Origin of the sequence: Cryobacterium zhongshanensis (assembly GCF_022760445.1) — a bacterium.
GTDB lineage: Bacteria > Actinomycetota > Actinomycetes > Actinomycetales > Microbacteriaceae > Cryobacterium > Cryobacterium algoricola.
Genome location: NZ_JALGAR010000005.1, coordinates 116,364 through 134,591, shown reverse-complemented (window position 1 = coordinate 134,591; position 18,228 = coordinate 116,364). Strand labels below are relative to the sequence as shown.

At 69.0% G+C, this 18,228-nt stretch carries 15 protein-coding genes; all 15 read left to right on the top strand.

Translation table 11 applies throughout. The annotated features are described in order from the left end of the window. The first annotated feature begins 13 nt into the window (after positions 1-13). The 15 genes from rsmI to pstS all read left to right on the top strand — a co-directional run bounded on the left by rsmI (position 14) and on the right by pstS (position 18,195). On the top strand, positions 14-877 hold the full coding sequence (gene rsmI, locus MQH31_RS16660; RefSeq protein WP_134535850.1) for a 16S rRNA (cytidine(1402)-2'-O)-methyltransferase: 864 nt from the start codon (positions 14-16) through the stop codon (positions 875-877). A gap of 62 nt (positions 878-939) precedes the next feature. Further along, complete coding sequence (gene metG, locus MQH31_RS16655; RefSeq protein ID WP_134535849.1) at positions 940-2,502, top strand: methionine--tRNA ligase; 1,563 nt, start codon at positions 940-942, stop codon at positions 2,500-2,502. Further along, on the top strand, positions 2,495-3,433 hold the full coding sequence (locus MQH31_RS16650; protein WP_243012946.1) for a TatD family hydrolase: 939 nt from the start codon (positions 2,495-2,497) through the stop codon (positions 3,431-3,433). Before metG ends, MQH31_RS16650 begins: the two co-directional genes overlap by 8 nt. 125 nt (positions 3,434-3,558) lie before the next feature. Beyond that, a complete protein-coding gene (gene rsmA / locus MQH31_RS16645; RefSeq protein ID WP_134536022.1) occupies positions 3,559-4,365 on the top strand; it encodes a 16S rRNA (adenine(1518)-N(6)/adenine(1519)-N(6))-dimethyltransferase RsmA in 807 nt (268 codons plus the stop codon). Between the two features lie 251 nt (positions 4,366-4,616). Continuing rightward, positions 4,617-5,552, top strand: a complete 936-nt coding sequence (locus tag MQH31_RS16640) for a 4-(cytidine 5'-diphospho)-2-C-methyl-D-erythritol kinase (RefSeq protein ID WP_134535847.1) — start codon at positions 4,617-4,619, stop codon at positions 5,550-5,552. A 67-nt stretch (positions 5,553-5,619) separates the two neighbouring features. After that, entirely contained in the window at positions 5,620-7,425 is a 1,806-nt protein-coding gene (locus tag MQH31_RS16635) for an ABC-F family ATP-binding cassette domain-containing protein (RefSeq protein WP_134535846.1), read from the top strand. Between the two features lie 219 nt (positions 7,426-7,644). Then, entirely contained in the window at positions 7,645-8,529 is an 885-nt protein-coding gene (locus MQH31_RS16630; protein ID WP_243013023.1) for a MetQ/NlpA family ABC transporter substrate-binding protein, read from the top strand. 150 nt (positions 8,530-8,679) lie between these two features. After that, complete coding sequence (locus MQH31_RS16625; protein WP_134535845.1) at positions 8,680-9,747, top strand: methionine ABC transporter ATP-binding protein; 1,068 nt, start codon at positions 8,680-8,682, stop codon at positions 9,745-9,747. Further along, positions 9,747-10,406, top strand: coding sequence for a methionine ABC transporter permease (locus tag MQH31_RS16620; RefSeq protein ID WP_243012945.1), 660 nt, complete (start codon positions 9,747-9,749; stop codon positions 10,404-10,406). Before MQH31_RS16625 ends, MQH31_RS16620 begins: the two co-directional genes overlap by 1 nt. 172 nt (positions 10,407-10,578) lie before the next feature. Further along, a complete protein-coding gene (locus MQH31_RS16615) occupies positions 10,579-11,232 on the top strand; it encodes a hypothetical protein (RefSeq protein WP_243012944.1) in 654 nt (217 codons plus the stop codon). Beyond that, positions 11,226-12,074, top strand: coding sequence for a lytic transglycosylase domain-containing protein (locus MQH31_RS16610; RefSeq protein WP_243012943.1), 849 nt, complete (start codon positions 11,226-11,228; stop codon positions 12,072-12,074). The genes MQH31_RS16615 and MQH31_RS16610 overlap by 7 nt, the downstream gene beginning before the upstream one ends. Positions 12,075-12,080: 6 nt before the next feature. Then, positions 12,081-14,066: a protein kinase domain-containing protein gene (locus tag MQH31_RS16605; RefSeq protein ID WP_243012942.1), complete on the top strand. Its 1,986-nt coding sequence runs from the start codon at positions 12,081-12,083 to the stop codon at positions 14,064-14,066. A gap of 156 nt (positions 14,067-14,222) precedes the next feature. Then, positions 14,223-15,293, top strand: a complete 1,071-nt coding sequence (gene pstC, locus MQH31_RS16600; protein WP_243012941.1) for a phosphate ABC transporter permease subunit PstC — start codon at positions 14,223-14,225, stop codon at positions 15,291-15,293. After that, positions 15,293-16,561: a phosphate ABC transporter permease PstA gene (gene pstA, locus MQH31_RS16595; protein ID WP_243012940.1), complete on the top strand. Its 1,269-nt coding sequence runs from the start codon at positions 15,293-15,295 to the stop codon at positions 16,559-16,561. The genes pstC and pstA overlap by 1 nt, the downstream gene beginning before the upstream one ends. Then, complete coding sequence (gene pstS / locus MQH31_RS16590) at positions 16,558-18,195, top strand: phosphate ABC transporter substrate-binding protein PstS (RefSeq protein ID WP_243012939.1); 1,638 nt, start codon at positions 16,558-16,560, stop codon at positions 18,193-18,195. Before pstA ends, pstS begins: the two co-directional genes overlap by 4 nt. Positions 18,196-18,228: the final 33 nt, after the last annotated feature.

Sequence of the window (18,228 nt, the reverse complement as noted above, 5' to 3'; positions counted from 1 at the left end):
CGAGACTGGGGGAATGATCATCCTCGCTGCCACCCCGATTGGAAACCTCGGCGACGTGTCGCGCCGCCTGGTCGAGGCGCTCACGACCGCCACGGTCATCGCGGCGGAGGACACCCGCGTCACCGTGCACCTGCTCAAGGCCCTCGGGATCGAGAACCGTCCGCAACTGATCAGCCTGCACGACCACAACGAACGGGTGAAGGCGGCGGAACTTGTCGAACTCGCCCGCGACACCGACCTGCTCGTGCTGAGCGACGCCGGCATGCCGACCGTCTCAGACCCCGGCTTCCACCTCGTCGACGCCGCCGTCGCCGCCGGTGTGACGGTGACCGTGCTGCCCGGCCCGTCCGCCGTGCTCACCGCGCTCGCCGTCTCCGGGCTGCCGACCGACCGGTTCACCTTCGAGGGCTTCCTGCCCCGCAAGCACGGCGACCGGATGTCTGCCCTCCGCGAGGTGGCCGACGAACGCCGCACCATGGTCTTCTTCGAGTCGCCGAACCGGCTCGCCGCTTCACTCCTCGACCTCGCCGAGGTCCTCGGTGCCGACCGCCGCGTCGTGGTCTGCCGCGAGCTCACCAAGTTCTTCGAGGAGGTCAAGCGCGGCACCGCCGCCGAACTGGCCGAGTGGGCGGCAGAAGGAGTCAAGGGCGAGATCGCGATCGTCGTCGCCGGGGCCGAGAAGCGCGTGCTCGACCTCGCGACCGGGGTCGCCGAGGTGCTCGCGCAGGTCGCGGCTGGCGCCCGGCTCAAAGAAGCCGCCGCCGACGTGTCCGCCGTGTCCGGTCTCGGCAAGCGCGACCTCTACGAGGCCGCCCTCGCACAGAAGCCGGGGGCGCGTGGGCCGGCCGTGCCGCAGCATCCGCCCCTGCCGTTCTGACCCTGATCGAGGCGGGACGTAACCCGGCCCAGGGCCTCCGCTGCTCCCAATAGACTGGGGGCATGTCCGCCGGAGCATCTTTTTACATCACCACGCCCATTTTCTATGTGAATGATGTGCCCCACATCGGTCACGCGTACACGGAAGTGGCCGCGGACCTCCTCGCGCGCTGGCACCGGCAGGCCGGCGAAGACGCCTGGCTGCTCACCGGCACCGACGAGCACGGCCAGAAGATCCTGCGCACCGCGACCGCGAACGGCGTCACCCCGAAGGAATGGGCCGACCGCCTCGTCGAGACCGCCTGGAAGCCGCTGCTCAAGACCGTCGACATCAAGAACGACGACTTCATCCGCACGACCGACGAACGCCACGAGGTCAACGCGCAGAAATTCCTGCAGCACCTCTATGACGCCGGTCACATCTACACGGGCGAGTACGAGGGCTTCTACTGCGTCGGCTGCGAGGAGTACAAGCAGCCGAGCGACCTGATCGAGGGCACCGGCGAGTTCATCGGCCAGCAGGTCTGCGCCATCCACTCCCTCCCGGTCGAGCTGCTGCACGAGAAGAACTACTTCTTCCGGATGAGCACCTTCGCCGAGCGCCTGCTCGCGCTCTACGAGGACGACCCCGACTTCGTGCAGCCCGCCGCCGCCCGCAACGAGGTCATCTCCTTCGTCAAGCAGGGCCTGTCCGACCTGTCGATCTCCCGCTCGAGCTTCGACTGGGGCATCAAGGTGCCCTGGGACGACAGCCACGTCGTGTATGTCTGGTTCGACGCGCTGCTCAACTACATCACCGCCGCCGGCTACGGCCAGGACGACGAGAAGTTCAGCCGCCTCTGGCCGGCCACGCACATCGTTGGCAAGGACATCCTCCGCTTCCACGCCGTGATCTGGCCCGCCATGCTGATGGCCGCCGGGCTCCCGGTGCCGCGCCGGGTCTTCGGCCACGGCTGGCTGCTCGTCGGCGGCGAGAAGATGAGCAAGTCCAAGCTCACCGGCATCGCCCCGAGCCAGATCACCGACACCTTCGGCTCCGACGCGTTCCGGTACTACTTCATGCGCGCCATCAGCTTCGGCCAGGACGGCTCGTTCTCCTGGGAGGACCTCTCGGCCCGGTACCAGTCCGAGCTCGCGAACGGCTTCGGCAACCTCGCCTCCCGCGTCATCGCCATGGTCGTGCGCTACTGCGACGGCGAGATCCCGGTCACGACCGCGTTCACCGATGCGGACGCGGCCATCCGGGCCACCGAGATCCGGGTGACGGATGCCGCGGGCGAGGCCATCTCCCGCCTCGCGATCCACGAGGCGATCGCCTCCGTCTGGGAACTCGTCGACGAGCTGAACGGCTACATCACGATCCAGGAGCCGTGGGGCCTCGCCAAGGACCCCGCAGACCGTGACCGGCTCGACGCCGTGCTGTTCACCGCCGTGCGCGGCCTCGGCACTCTTGCCGTGCTGCTGTCCCCGGTCGTGCCCGAGGCATGCGCGAAGCTCTGGTCCGCCCTCGGTGGCGAAGGCCTCGTCACCGACCAGCGCATCGACCGCGCCTGGGAGTGGACCGGAGGCACCCACGTCTCCCCGCTCGAGGCGCTGTTCCCGCGCATCGAGGCGACGGTTGGCTAACGAACCCGTCCGCCAGCGTGAGCAGACCGCCGGCCGCGACCTGAGCTACCCGGCCCCGCCGGAGCCGCTCCCCGTGCCGGTGTACGACAACCACACCCACCTCGAGATCAGCGACGGCGAGCATCCGCTCAGCCTCGCCGACCAGCTCGACCGGGCCGTGAGCGTGGGCGTGCAGGGCGTGATCCAGGTCGGCGGCGACCGGGAGACCTCCCGCTGGTCTGCCGAGGCCGCCGCGACCGAACCGAGAATGCTCGCGGCCGTCGCGATCCACCCGAACGAGGCCCCGGAGTACGAGCAGGCCGGCACGCTCGACGACGCCCTCGCGGAGATCAGCGAGCTCGCCGGTCGCCCGCGCGTCGTCGCGGTCGGCGAGACCGGACTCGACTTCTTCCGCACCGGGCCGGAGGGCCTCGCCGCCCAGTACCGCAGCTTCGAAGCGCACATCGAGATCGCGAAGCAGAACGGCCTCGCCCTGCAGATCCACGACCGCAACGCGCACGCCGAGGTCATCGCGACCCTGCTGCGGGTCGGCGCACCCGAGCGCACGGTGTTCCACTGCTTCTCCGGCGACGCCGAGATGGCCGCGATCTGCGCCGAACACGGCTGGTACCTTTCCTTCGCCGGCAACGTCACGTTCAAGAACGCCGGCATGCTGCGTGCGGCCCTCGCCGCTGCTCCCCGCGAGCTGCTGCTTGTCGAGACGGATGCCCCCTTCCTCACTCCCGCGCCCTTCCGCGGCCGCCCCAACGCGCCCTACCTGCTGCCGCACACCCTGCGCGCGATGGCCAACCACCTCGAAACGGATGTCGCCATGCTGGCCACCCAGATCTCCACCACCACCGAACGCGTCTACGGTCGCTGGGACGCCGAACCGGTCGTGATCGCGCCGGCCGCTCCGACCGCGGGAACACGCCTCGGAGGCCTCCGGTGAGCGACGCCGAGAACCTCCCCGTGACGCCGCCCACGGATGCAGCTCTGCCCGCCGAGCCCGAGGCATCCGCTGTGTCCACACCACGCTCCCTGCTCGGGCCTGCCGAAATCCGCGACCTCGCCGAGATGCTCGGCGTCAACCCGACCAAGAAGCTCGGCCAGAACTTCGTGATCGACGGCAACACCGTGCGGCGCATCGTCAAGGTCGCGGCGATCACCCCCGCCGACACCGTCGTCGAGGTCGGACCCGGCCTCGGCTCGCTCACCCTCGGGCTGCTCGAGACCGGCGCACGCGTCGTCGCCGTCGAGATCGACGACCGGCTCGCCGAGCAGCTCCCGCTGACCGTCGAACTGATGCACCCGGACGCGCCGCTCGTCGTGCTCCGCGCCGACGCCCTCAAGATCACGGACCTGCCGGGGGAGCCGACCCGGCTCGTCGCCAACCTGCCGTACAACGTCTCGGTGCCGGTTCTGCTGCACATGCTTGAGCACTTCCCGTCGATCCGCGCCGGCGTCGTCATGGTGCAGGCCGAGGTCGGCGAACGGCTCGCCGCGCCCCCCGGTTCGAAGGTCTACGGCAGCCCGAGCGTCAAGGCCGCCTGGTACGGGGCTTTCCGCACCGCGGGCAAGGTCAGCCGCCAGGTCTTCTGGCCGGTGCCGAACGTCGACTCGATCCTGATCGCCTTCCAGCGCCGGGAGAGCCCGCTCGAGAGCGAGGAACTGCGCCTCGCGACGTTCGCCCTCGTCGACGGCGCGTTTCAGCAGCGTCGCAAGATGCTCCGCCAGTCGCTCTCGACCGTGCTCGGTGACTCGGCCACGGCGACCGCGATCCTCGAGGCCGCGGGGATCGACCCGACCGAGCGCGGCGAGCAGCTCACCGTCGACGCCTTCCTCGCCATCGCGCGCGCCTGGACCGCCGCCGACCCCGACTGACCCCTGCCAGTCCTGACCCCGCCAGCCCCGGGTCCCCGCCGCCGCAACTCTCCCGCCATCCGTGCAGCCGGGGTGTTCCGAATTCAGGAGTTGAGCCGAGACGCGCCCGGGTCGCCACGCATGCGCGGCACTGGTCTGCGGTTCGACGGCGGCGGCGCGCGCTCGACTCCTGAATTCGGGACACCCACTCGCGGCGAGGGACGCCTGCCCCCGCGCACGAGGGGGCTGTGCGGCTGAGCTAGGTTAGAACTATGACCAACGCGGCCACATCTCAAGTTGTGCACGCGCGGGCGCCGGGCAAGATCAACGTCTTCCTGAAGGTCGGTGCCGTGCTCGAGGACGGCTACCACGAAGTCGCCACCGCCTACCAGGCCGTGTCGCTCAGCGAAGACGTGCGCGCCTATCCCGCCGACGACTTCTCCTGCGAATTCACCGGTTCGATCGACACCTCCGCGCTCGCGACCGACGGCAGCAACCTCGCCATCCGGGCCGCGCGTGCGCTCGCTCGCAGGTCCGGCTACCGCGGCGGCGTGCATCTCAAAGTTGAGAAGAACGTGCCGATCGCCGGGGGGATGGGCGGCGGATCGGCCGATGCCGCCGCGACCCTGCTCGCGTGCGACGCCCTCTGGGGTACCGAGGCGACCCGCGAGGAACTGCTCGCCATCGCGGCGACGCTCGGCGCCGACGTCCCGTTCGCGTTCACCGGCGGCACCGCCGTCGGCACCGGCCGCGGCGACCAGCTGAGCCCCGCACTCGCCAAGGGCCAGTTCCACTGGGTGCTCGCCCTCGCCGACTTCGGCATGTCCACCCCCGGCGTGTACCAGGAACTCGACCGCCACCGTGAGCGCCACGCCCAGGACATCTTCCCGGCGCAGGCGCAGCCGACCGTCGACGCCAACGTGCTCCAGGCCCTGCGCGCCGGCGATGCCCGGATGCTCGCCGAATCCCTGCACAACGACCTGCAGGCCCCGGCGCTGCACCTCGCCCCCGGCCTCGGCAAGGTCATCGAGCTCGGCGAAGAGAACGGCGCCCTCGCCGGCATCGTGTCCGGGTCCGGCCCGACGGTCGCGTTCCTCGTGGCGGATGCCGACAGTGCGCTCGAGCTCCAGGTCGCGTTGAGCGCCTCCCGCCTGCACGTCGTGCGGGCGACGGGTCCGGTCCACGGCGCTCGTCTCGTCCACGACTGAGCCGCGGCATCCGCTTGCCCTGACCTGCGCGCCGGGTTCCCAGCCGCGCACGGTAAAGTTGTAAGCTATGGCACATTTGCTCGGGGCCGAGTCCCTGCACCTTGAATACCCCACCCGCGTCATCTTCGACTCCGTCACCGTCGGACTCAACGAGGGCGACCGCATCGGAGTCGTGGGGCGCAACGGTGACGGCAAGTCCACCCTGTTGAGCCTCCTCGCCGGACGCATCGAACCCGACTCCGGCCGAGTCACCCGCCGCCGCGGCGTCACGATCGGCGTGCTCGACCAGTCCGACGCGCTCGCCTCCGGGCAGACCGTCGGCCACACCGTCGTCGGCACCATGGACGAGCACCTCTGGGCCGGGGACGCCAAGGTCCGCGACGTCATCGGCGGACTGGTGCGCGACATCCCCTGGGACGCCCTCGTCGACGACCTCTCCGGTGGCCAGCGCCGCCGCGTCGCTCTCGCCGCCGTGCTGATCGGCGACCACGACGTGATCTTCCTCGACGAGCCCACCAACCACCTCGACGTCGAGGGCATCACCTGGCTCGCCGGGCACCTCCGCAACCGCTGGGCGACCAACTCCGGCGGCCTCGTGGTAGTGACCCACGACCGGTGGTTCCTCGACGAGGTCTGCAACCAGACCTGGGAAGTGCACGACCGCCTGATCGAACCCTTCGAGGGCGGTTACGCGGCCTACATCCTGCAGCGCGTCGAACGCGACCGGATGAGTGCGGCGACCGAGTCGAAGCGCCAGAACCTGATGAAGAAGGAGCTCGCCTGGCTCCGTCGCGGCGCCCCCGCCCGCACCGCCAAGCCCAAGTTCCGCATCGACGCGGCCAACGAACTCATCGAGAACGAGCCGCCGCCCCGCGACACCGTCACGATGCAGTCGATGGCGATGCAGCGCCTCGGCAAGGACGTCGTCGACCTCATCGACGTCTCGGTCGACTTCGAGGACAAGCACGTGCTGAAGGACATCACCTGGCGGATCGCGCCGGGGGAGCGCACCGGCATCATGGGCGTCAACGGCGCGGGCAAGTCCACGCTGCTGAACCTCGTCGCCGGCACCCTCCAGCCGACGAGCGGCCACGTCAAGCGCGGCAAGACCATCAAGGTCGCCGTGCTCACCCAGCAGCTCTTCGAGCTCGAGGGCATCCAGAACGACCGGGTCAGCGAGGTCATCGGCCGCCAGAAGACGAGCTACATCGCCGGAGGCAAGGAGATCACCCCCGGCCAGATGCTCGAGCGGATGGGCTTCATGAGCGCCCAGCTCGTGACCCAGGTCAAGGACCTCTCCGGTGGCCAGAAGCGCCGCCTCCAGCTGCTGCTGATCGTACTCGACGAGCCGAACGTGCTCATCCTCGACGAGCCCACCAACGACCTGGACACCGACATGCTCGCCGCGATGGAGGACCTGCTCGACTCCTTCCCCGGCACCCTGCTCGTCGTCTCGCATGACCGGTACCTGATCGAACGCGTCACCGACAACCAGTACGCGGTCACCGAGGGCGGCTTCCGCCACCTGCCCGGCGGCGTCGACCAGTACCTCGAGATGCGCAAGCAGCAGATCAACGACTCCGACAAGCCGGCAGAGGCGAACGCCTCGAACACCTCAGGCGGCAAGCCGGCCAGGAACCTCGCCATCGGCGGCGCCGAGCTCCGCAACGCGCAGAAGGAGCTCGCCTCCATCGAGCGCAAGGTCGCCAAGCAGAAGTCCCGGATCGTGGTGCTGAACCAGAGCATGGTCAGCCACGACCAGAACGACTACGCGGGCCTCGGCGCGCTCGGCACCGAACTGCAGGGTCTCGAATCCTCCATCTCGAGCTTCGAAACTCGCTGGCTCGAACTTTCGACGCTGATCGAGGGTTAAAACCGCGGATGCTGTGACCGCGTGTTACGCAGCGGCGTGCGCGGCGCAGCATCCTTTGTTAACCTGAAGGTGTGCCTCGCGATGCAGCGGCACAGACTCCCACCCCTTTTAGCCGTGGCTTTGCTGTGCCCTTGATTGCCGAGGCCCGTCCACGAGACAGCACTCGTGGCTCTCACTCGCAGCACACCCAAGGGGATTCACCACGTGAAAAAGTCAACTCTGTCCAAGCGCCTGCTCGCGGCTCTCGCGACCGTCCCGCTCCTCGCCCTGCTCGCCGGGTGCGCCGGCGGCACGGCGGATGCCGGCAGCGACAAGACCGTCAAGATCGGCGTCGTGGGTGCGAGCGACCCGTACTGGGCCGTCTACACGAAGGCCGCCGCCGATGCCGGAATCACGGTCGAGATCGTCGACTTCTCCGCATACGACCAGCCGAACCCCGCGCTGACCGCCGGTGAGGTCGACCTCAACCAGTTCCAGCACCTCGTCTACCTCGCGCAGTACAACACGGCGAGCAACGCGGATCTCACCCCGATCGGCTCGACGGCGATCTACCCGCTCGGCCTGTACTCGACGAAGTACAAGAAGGTCAGCGAGATCCAGAAGGGCGACACCATCGCGGTGCCGAACGACGCGAGCAACCTGTCCCGCGCCCTTCTCGTGCTGCAGTCCGCCAAACTCATCACGCTGAAGGACGGCGGCTCGATCTTCTCGACCCTCGACGACATCGACACGTCGGCCTCGAAGGTCACCGTCACCGCGCTCGAGGCCTCGCTGACCGCGACCTCGCTGCCCGACGTCGCCGGAGCGATCATCAACAACGACTTCGTCGAGAAGGCCGGACTGAAGTTCACCGACGCCCTCGCCAAGGATGACCCGGCCGACCCGACCGCGATTCCCTACGTCAACGTGTTCGTCGCCCGCGCCGCGGACAAGGACAACGCGACCTACCAGAAGCTCGTCCAGATCTACCAGGACACCCAGGCCGTTCAGGACGGCGTGCTCGCCGTCTCCGGCGGCTCCGGCGTTCTCGTGAAGACCCCGGTCGCCGACCTGGTCTCCTCGCTCGCCACGGTCGTCGCGGACACCAAGGCCCACAAGAAGTAGCACCGACAGTAACCTTTCCGGTCGAGAGTGACCCGCACACCGGGCACTCTCGACCGGAATGGTGCGTGACGGGGGTGTTCGACATCCTCCTGTTTTCGAAAAGCGTGAGCCTGAGCGTCAGCGCCAGTGCCACAGTGAGGAAGTTCGTTTATGGCCATCGTCGAATTGCGCGGTGTCAGCAAGGTCTACCCGCCCCACGAAAAGGGCGGCAGTGACGTCGTGGCGATCGACGATGTCAGCCTCTCCGTCGAGGCCGGCGACGTGTACGGGATCATCGGCTACTCCGGCGCGGGCAAGAGCACCCTCGTCCGGCTCGTGAACGCGCTCGAGCGCTCCACCTCCGGTGAGATTCTGATCAACGGACGGGACATCGCCGGTCTTCCCGAGCGGGAACTCCGCACGGTCCGCCTCGGCATCGGCATGATCTTCCAGCAGTTCAACCTGCTCGGCTCGCGCAGCGTCGCGGCCAACGTCTCCTATCCCCTCGAGGTTGCGCGCCGGCCCAAGGCCGAGCGCACGAAGCGCGTTGCGGAGATGCTCGACTTCGTCGGCCTCGCCGACAAGGCCCGCGCCTACCCCGACCAGCTCTCCGGCGGCCAGAAGCAGCGCGTCGGCATCGCCCGCGCCCTCGCGAGCCAGCCCGCCATCCTCCTCGCCGATGAGGCCACGAGCGCGCTCGACCCCGAGACCACCCACGAGGTGCTCGACCTGCTCACCCGGGTCAACCGCGAATTCGGCGTGACGATCATCGTGATCACCCACGAGATGGACGTGATCCAGACCATCGCGAGCAAGGTCGCGGTGATGGACCAGGGCCGGGTCATCGAACGCGGCGACGTGTTCGACGTGTTCTCGAATCCCCAGCAGCCGGCATCCGCCCGGTTCGTTTCGACCGTCGTGAAGGGCATCCCGAGCGCCGACGAGCTCGCCGTGCTGCGCGGCAGGCACCCCGGCCGCATCGTCACCCTCGCTTTCCGCGACAACGCGGTCGACCAGGCCCGCGTCTTCGGCGAATTCGCCCGCGCGGGCATCACTTTCGAGGTCGTCTTCGGCGGCATCAACGAGGTGCAGGGCCGCTCGTTCGGGCACCTCACCCTCGCGCTCAGCGACGCGGCGGCGACGGATGCCCCCACGACGGCAGGCCCCGGCGGCACCGACCGCATCGACGCGGTCCTCGACCGGGTCAGAACACTCACGACCGTCACGGAGGTGCGCTGATGGAATCCCTGATCGAACTGCTGCCCCAGCTCTGGAAGGCCGCGGGGGAGACGCTGTACATCGTCGGCCTCACCCTGTTCTTCGGCGGTCTCGGCGGCCTGATCGTCGGCCTCGGCCTGTACCTGACCCGCGGCGGCAGCCTGCTCGCCAACAAGCCGGTGTTCGTGGTCCTGAACCTGCTGGTGAATTTCGTGCGGCCCATCCCGTTCATCATCTTCCTCGCGGCAGCCCAGCCGCTCGCCCGCCTCGTGGTGGGAACCGGCATCGGCAACAACGCGATCATCTTCACGATCTCGCTCGCGGCATCCTTCGCGATGGGCCGCATCGTCGAGCAGAACCTGCTCACCGTCACGCCCGGCGTGATCGAGGCAGCCCGCAGCGTGGGCGCCGGTACGGGCAGAATCATCTTCACAGTGCTGTTGCCCGAGGCGCTCGGTCCGCTGATCCTCGGCTACACGTTCATCTTCGTCGCGCTCGTCGACATGTCCGCGGTCGCCGGCTACGTCGGCGGCGGCGGCCTCGGAAACTTCGCGCTGCTCTACGGGTACCGCCAGTTCAATCCGATCGTGACGTGGGCGGCCGTGCTGCTCATCATCGTGCTCGTGCAGCTCGTCCAGTACCTCGGCAACACGCTGGCGCGAAAGGCGCTCCGCCGCTAGGCCTTCTCGAAACTGTTGCCGGACCGGACAGCTTCCGTTCACCCCCCGGTAAGGTCACACTCTCGGGCCGGACACCTGCGGCCAGCACAGTAATGCCGGGGCCGGCCCACCCGAGCCGGCACACAGTCTCGACTGCACCCGTCGCTGTTTGGTTCACGCCGTTGGAGTCGCTGTGTCGCCCCGCCCCAGTGTGGTCTTCTCGGCCTTCCGCTCCAACTCCGACCCGCGCCTGCAGGGGTGGGTCGCCTTCCGGCAGAGCGTTCAGGCGGGCTCCCGCACCGGAGAGCTCCTCCGTGCCGGAGCGCCTGCCCGTGCCGGAGAGCTCGCCCGCGACACGGGGTTCGCCCGTGCGGGAGAGCTCGCCCGCACCGGAGACGCCGAGCTGGTGCCGGAGGGACGGGACCGCCCACGCGGCGTCGCCACCGTCGCCACCGTCGCCGACTCCGGACACTCCGGTCACTCCGGCATCTGGCGGTTGCTCGCCTCGAACAGCCGCGAACTCGGCCGCAGTTCCTCCGTCTACGCCACGTTCGCCGGCGCCAGAGCCCACGTGCTCGAACTCAGGGACCAGTGCGACGCCATGGTCGCGACCGTCGTCACCGGCCCGTCGGCCGGAACCCACGGCTGGGTGGTTACGGTCGGCGAACGCATCGTGATGACCGCAGGGCGCTGGTACGGCGCCGCCTCCGCAAGCCGCGAAGCCGCCGCCGGAACGATCGAAGCCTTCCGGATCGCGCTCGTCGCCGAGGACGCCCGCCACGCGACCGAGGCCGGTCGCCGGGGAACCCGGGTGCTCAGCGAGGAAGAACGGGCCCAGGCGTGGTGACCGGCGCGCGGTTGCGCGGCTGGTTCGGTGCCGCGGCGACCGCCGGGCTGCTCGGCTGGGTCGTCTTCGGCTGGCTCGTGCCCGGCTTCACCGCCCCGGAGGGCATCCGGGCGAGCGTCGTGGCGGTTGCCGCAAATGCGGTCGCCGCGGTTCCCGCCGCAGCGGATGCCGCCGTGACCGTGACGCCCGCGACCCCCGGTCCGGAGGCGGCCGATTCCGTCGTCGCCGCCACCGGCTCGTCCGTCGCCTCGACCAGGGAGACCTCGCTGCCCACCGGCAACGCTGCGCTCGTGGACGCGGACTGGGCTGCCCGTGTGGCCGCGGCCACCGGCATCCCGGTTCGGGCCATGCTCGGCTACGCGGGCGCTTCACTCGCCCTCGCCGACGAGCAGCCCGGTTGCCGTCTCGGCTGGAGCACCCTCGCGGGCCTCGGCAACATCGAGTCCGGGCACGGCACCCACGCCGGCTCCGCGCTCGGCACCGACGGCACCGCCCGGCCCGGCATCTTCGGTCCGGCCCTCGACGGCTCGGACTTCGCCGCGATGAACGACACCGACGGCGGCGCCTGGGACGGCAGCGCGCAATGGGACCGTGCGGTCGGCCCGCTGCAGTTCATCCCGGCGACCTGGCAGCGCTGGGGCGCCGACGGCAACCGGGACGGTGTGAACGACCCGCAGCAGATCGACGACGCCGCCCTCGCCGCCGGGCGCTACCTGTGCAACTACGGCGACCTCGCGCTGCCCGAGCGCTGGCGCGCGGCCATCTTCGCCTACAACCACGTCGACTCCTACGTGACGGCCGTCGCCGGGTATGCGAACACCTACGCCGCGCGGGCGAAGTAGCCCCCTGTGGTCGACGCGATCGATCCCGCCGACCCCGCGGATGCCGTCGCTGCGCCGGCAGGCCGGCGCATGTCCGGTGCCGGCGAGAGCCTGATCTCGGGCCGCTACCGGCTCGGCGAACTCCTCGGGACGGGCGGGTCGGCATCCGTCTTCGCCGCCGTGGACACGCAGGCGGGGGATGGCGCCACGGCGATCGCCCTCAAGATCCTGCACCCGCACCTGTCCCGCTCCGACCGGGCCAGGGAGGCCTTCTTCGCGGAGGCCAGGGCCGCGACCGCGCTGCGGCACGCGAACATCGTCGCGGTGCTCGGCGTCGGCGTGCATCACACCGGCGGCGACGGAACGGGTACCGGCACCGGCGCCAACGCTGAGGAACCCCAGGCCTGGATCGCCCTCGACCGCGCGCCGGGGATCAGCCTCGCCGAGTTCGTCGAGCACACCGGGGCGCTCCCCGCCGGGCAGGCGCTGACCGTCGCCTCCGCGGTACTGCGCGCCCTCGCTGCCGCGCACGCGATCGGACTGGTGCACCGGGACGTCTCCCCGGCCAACATCCTGGTCGACCCGGACGAGGCCGGCCGCGTCGGCCCCGGCGACGTGCGCCTGCTCGACTTCGGCCTCGCGGATGCCGCCGGTCGCCCCGCCCTCGGCACCGACGTGCTGCGCAGCGCGCCCGATGCGACCACCCAGGAGAGTCCCGCCGTGCAAAGCGTGCTCGGGAGCGTGAACTACATGTCGCCGGAGCAGGCGCGGGGCGAGGCCGTCGACGAACGCGGCGACCTGTACCAGCTCGGCGGGGTGCTGTACTTCGCGCTCACCGGGCGGCCGCCGTTCCTCCGGGATTCCGTCGGCGCGGTGATGCGCGCCCACGTGCAGTCGCCGCCGCCGGTGCCGTCGGTGCAGCACTCGGGCATTCCGCGGAGTGTCGACCGGCTCGTCGTCAAGGCGCTCCTCAAAGACCCGGATGCCCGGTTCCCCTCCGCCGCGGCGATGGGCGCCGCCGTCGACGCGGCCCTGGACCGCATCGGGGCCGGGGGAGCCCCGGGTCGGAGCGCGGTTCCGATCGAGGGGGCGGCACTCGGCGGCGGCCGCGTCCTGGCCGCGGACGACACCACCGGGCTCTTCCGGCCCGGCGACCTCGCGGAGCTCGCCGAGCGCACGATGGTGCTCGGTGCGGTTCCGGTTCCGGTTCCCGTTCCCGCGGCGGCACCGGCCGCTGTCCCCGCCCCCGTCACGATCGTGCACGCGACCGGGAATGCCCGCGCGGGAACGGCATCCGCCGCCGTCGTCGCCCCGCCGGACAACCCGGCCTGGGTGCGCAGCGGCCGCAGCCGTCGCCGCGGCGGTGGGCTCTGGGCCGTCTCGATGATCCTCGTGATCGGGGGAGCATTCGCCTGGGTCCTCGCGGCCGGCGGCGCGGCCCCGTCGTCCGTGGCCGTCACGAGCAGCACGCCCGCGCCCGCGAGCGCCACCCCCGAGCCGATGATCACCGCCCACGCCACGGCGGCGGCGAAGACCATCCGGGTGCCGGAGGTCTCGGTGATGACCCTCGACGGGGCGAGGGCCGCGCTCGCGGCCCTCGGGCTCCGCCTCGGCGCCCTCACCCTCCAGGACTCCGGGCGCCCCCTCGACACGGTGCTCGGCGTCAGCCCGGCGGCCGGCACCTTCCTGGACCCGGGAGACCCGGTCGACCTCACCGTGGCCTCCGGCTCGAACACGGTGCCGGACACCGTCGGTCTCAGCAAGGCGGAGGCGACGGCCGCGCTCGAGAACGCCGGATTCCTGGTCCTCACCGACTCGAGGCCGGATGCCGCCGCGACGCCGGGAACCGTGATCGCGGTCGCCCCATCCGGTCAGAATTCCCTCCGCCTCGGCACCTCGATCACCCTCACACTCTCGACAGCGCCAGGGCCGTCTGCGCTCCCCACACCCTTCCCGACGTCCTCGTCGATCCCGATTCCGACCCCCTCTCCGACCGCAACGCCCGCAGGCTGACGACACCCGATTCGACCGCCACAACTCTCCACGCGGCGTCCACATCTCGGTTGAGAAATCGACGCCAATCGTTCACCAACCGCCCCGAGCATATGTTTCGGACGCGTTACCCCCACCCGTGCGTCCACCCCCTCCCGAGTCTTTCCAAGGACAACCATGCCGATTTCGAGCCTCGTCTCGCCGCCTCTGGGCGACTCGCCCCTGGGCGACGCCTTCGGGACAGAACCGGTCGGCTTCGACCCGTCGAGCCCCGACTCCCGGCCGAGGCGCTCCCTGGTCTCCCGCCCGTCGATCTCGGACTCGGTGTTCCGCTCGGTCGCCTTCAGCGCCGGCACGATCACCGTGCTGATCATGCTTGCGGTCGGCGTCTTCCTCTCGCTGCGCGCCGGCGACGCCCTCGGCGTCGCGGGGTTCAACTTCCTCTTCGAGCAGGACTGGTCGCCGGAGACGAAGAAGTTCGGCATCGCATCCGTTCTCTTCGGCACCATCACGATCGCCGTCATCGCGATGTGCGTCGCGGTGCCGCTCGCCCTCGGCACGGCACTCCTCATCTCCGAGGTCGCCCAGGGTCGGCTGAAGGCCACCCTCGTCACCCTCGTCGACCTGATGGCCGCCGTTCCCAGCGTGGTGTTCGGCCTCTGGGGCGTGTTCTTCCTGCAGGCGAACGTCATCCCGGTCGCCACCTGGATCTCCACCTACTTCGGCTGGATCCCGTTCTTCAGCGTGACGGATGCGACGGGTCAGGCCCTCACCGAGGCGAGCGCCTTCACCTCCTCGGCCTTCATCGCCGGAATCGTGGTGGGCCTCATGGTTGTGCCCACCCAAACCTCGGTGATGCGGGAAGCCTTCTCCCAGGCGCCGATCGGCGAGCGCGAGGCCGCCTTCGCCCTCGGTTCCACCCGCTGGGGCATGATCCGCTCCGTTGTGCTTCCCTTCGGCCGCGGTGGCATCATCGGCGGTGCCATGCTCGGTCTCGGCCGCGCCCTCGGCGAGACCATCGCCGTCTACATGATCATCTCCCCGATCTTCACGATCAACTGGGAGGTGCTCAAGACCGGCACGAACTCGGTGTCAGCGCTCATCGCGCTGCGGTACGGCGAGTCGAGCCCCTTCGGCCTGTCGGCGCTGATGGCCGCCGGCCTCGTGCTGTTCCTGATCACCCTCGTGATCAACTTCACGGCCTCGTCGATCGTGGCGCGGTCCCGCTCCGGGGCGGAGAGCGACTGATGACCCTCCTGGAACACACCACAACCATCCCCTCCACCGACGGTATCGAGATCGGCCCGCGCCGGCGGATGCGTGCCGCCCGGGTCGACGACCAGTTCAACATTCTCGGCGCGGCAGCGGCCGGCCTGGCCATCGCCGTGCTGCTGTTCGGCTGGTTCGGCCCGCTCACCGGCTATGTCGGTTTCGTGATCGTAGCCTTCATCGCGTTCATCGGCTTCTACGCCCTCCTCGTCAGCCTGAAGAGCGACTGGCAGGAGGTCAAAGACAGGATGGTTTCCGTTCTCCTGGCGAGCGCCGGGTTGGTGCTCTTCGGTGCGCTGGTCTTCGTTGTGGCGTTCACACTGGTGCGTGGACAGGAAGCGCTGCCGCACCTCAACTTCTTCACCCAGAGCATGGAGTTGGCAGGACCACTTGACGGTCTCGATGTCGGAGGGATCGCGCAGGCCATTCTCGGAACCTTGATGCAGATCGGGATCGCCCTCGCGATCACGGTTCCACTCGGCATTCTGACCGCGCTCTTCCTGAACGAGGTCGGCGGAAAGTTCGCCCGCTTCGTGCGCACCATCTCCGACGCCATGACCGCACTGCCCTCCATCGTCGCCGGCCTCTTCGTCTACTCGGCAATCATCGTGCTGATCACCCACCAGCGAAGCGGGTTCGCCGCCTCGATGGCGATCACGGTGATGATGCTCCCGATCGTGATCCGCGCCTCCGACATCGTGCTCCGCCTTGTCGCCGGCAACCTGCGCGAGGCTGCGTACGCCCTCGGCTCGACTCGATGGCGCACGGTCTGGCACGTGGTCCTTCCGACCGCCCGCCCCGGGCTCGCGACCGCCGTCATCCTCGGCACCGCCCGGGGAATCGGTGAGACCAGCCCGGTGCTCCTCACCTCCGGAGTCACCTCGGTCGTGAACCTGAACCCTTTCGAGGGGCCGATGATCTCCCTTCCGTTGCAGGTCTTCGACTTCGTCAAGTCGCCCGAGCCCAACATGATCGCGCGTGGTTTTGGCGCCGCAGCCGTGCTGATCCTGCTCGTGCTCGCCCTGTTCGCGATCGCGCGCCTCATCGGCGGCAAGGGCTCCGGTCAGCTCAGCCGACGCCAAGAGCAGTCCGTCATCGCGGCATCCGTTCGCGACCTGAAGCGGATCACCATACAGGGCGACCGTCGCGCTCGACCCACCGACGCTGCCGCAGACACGAGCGGCTCGCGACTTCCCTCCGTTTCAGACTCCGACTCACTCCCACAGACAAAGGAAACGCCCTCGTGACCCCGCAGCCCCGGTGGATCCGCGCAATCCGCACCTTTCTTGCCCTGACCGTCGTTCTCGTCAGCGTGCTCAGCACCGTTCCCGCCCAGGCGGTGACCTATGTTCCGATCACGGGGAGCGGCTCGACCTGGTCGAAGAATGCTCTCGACCAGTGGCGCAGGAATGTGGCCTCGAATTACGGAATGACCGTCAACTACACCGGTGGTGGCTCGTCAACAGGGCGCACCGACTTTGCCGCCGGAACTGTCGACTTCGCCGTGAGTGAAATCCCGTTCCAGACCCACCCCGAAGACAATTCTGCTCCCGAGGACACGAAGCGTGGCTACGCGTACATGCCCATCGTCGCCGGCGGTTCCTCGTTCATGTACAACCTGAAGATCGGCGGGGTTCGCGTCTCAAACCTGCGGCTCAGCGGCGAGGTGGTCACTAAAATCTTCACGGGTGTCATCACCAAGTGGAACGACCCGGCCATCCAGACCGACAATCCTGGCCTGGCGATGCCCGACAAGGGCATCGTGCCCGTCGTCCGCTCCGATGGCTCAGGTTCGACGGCGCAATTCACTCTGTGGATGTCCAAACAACACCCGGATCTGTGGAATGCATTTTGCGCAAAGGTCAATCGCCCGACCCCGTGTGGGCTTACGTCGTTTTACCCCACCTATGGCAACGCGAAGGCCCAGAGCAGCTCGTCAGACGTCGCCGGGTACGTGAGCCAGGACTATGGCGAAGGTGCGATCACGTACGTCGAATACTCCTACGCGCTCAAGGCGGGGTTCCCGGTCGTCAAGGTACTCAACGCAGCGGGCTACTACGTGGAACCGACGGCCAATTCGGTCGCGGTTGCGCTGCTCAAGGCCGAAATCAACACCACGCCCGGCCCGGACTACCTCACTCAGATCCTCGACGGCGTGTACAACAACACTGATCCGCGGACCTACCCCCTGTCGAGTTACTCCTACATGATCGTGCCGACAGAAATTGGCGGTGTCTTCAACAAGGACAAGGGGACCACGCTTCGCGCCTTCGCAAAGTACATGCTCTGCGAAGGACAGCAACAGGCAGCTGCTTTGGGATACTCTCCGCTGCCGATGAATCTCGTCATGGCGGGGTCGGACCAGATCAAGAAGATCCCCGGGGAAGGCGCAGACGGAGTCGACTTCAACGACTGCAACAACCCAACGTTCAAGCCCGGCGACTCGCCGTCGAGCAATCAGCTCGCCATCTCCGCGCAGCAGCCCGCCGAGTGCGACAAGGTCGGCACGAGCCAGTGCGTCACCGGCACGGCGGGCGCGCCGGACGACACACCGACCAGCGGCACGGGAACCCCTGGTACGGCCTCCAACGCCGACACTGCTGCAGTCGCGGCGGCAGCAGCAGGGCTTGGAACCGCTGCGGTCGGTGCTGCGGGCTCCGTCTATGACGAGAACGGCGCACTCATCTCGGGAGGCGGTGCGGGATCAACCGGGGTGGTCGGCACCGCCGTGGCCTCACCCTTCTCCCTCGCGGACAACGGCTGGGGTGTCCAACAGTCGATCATGCTCTTTGCCGGTGTGCTCCTGGTCGGTTCCGCAGTGCTGCCCCCGGTGCTCTGGCGTCGGCTCAAGCCGCGCGGCGCGAAAGCAGGCTCACGGTGAAGCGACTGGCCCTGTCCACGGACTCGTCGTGGA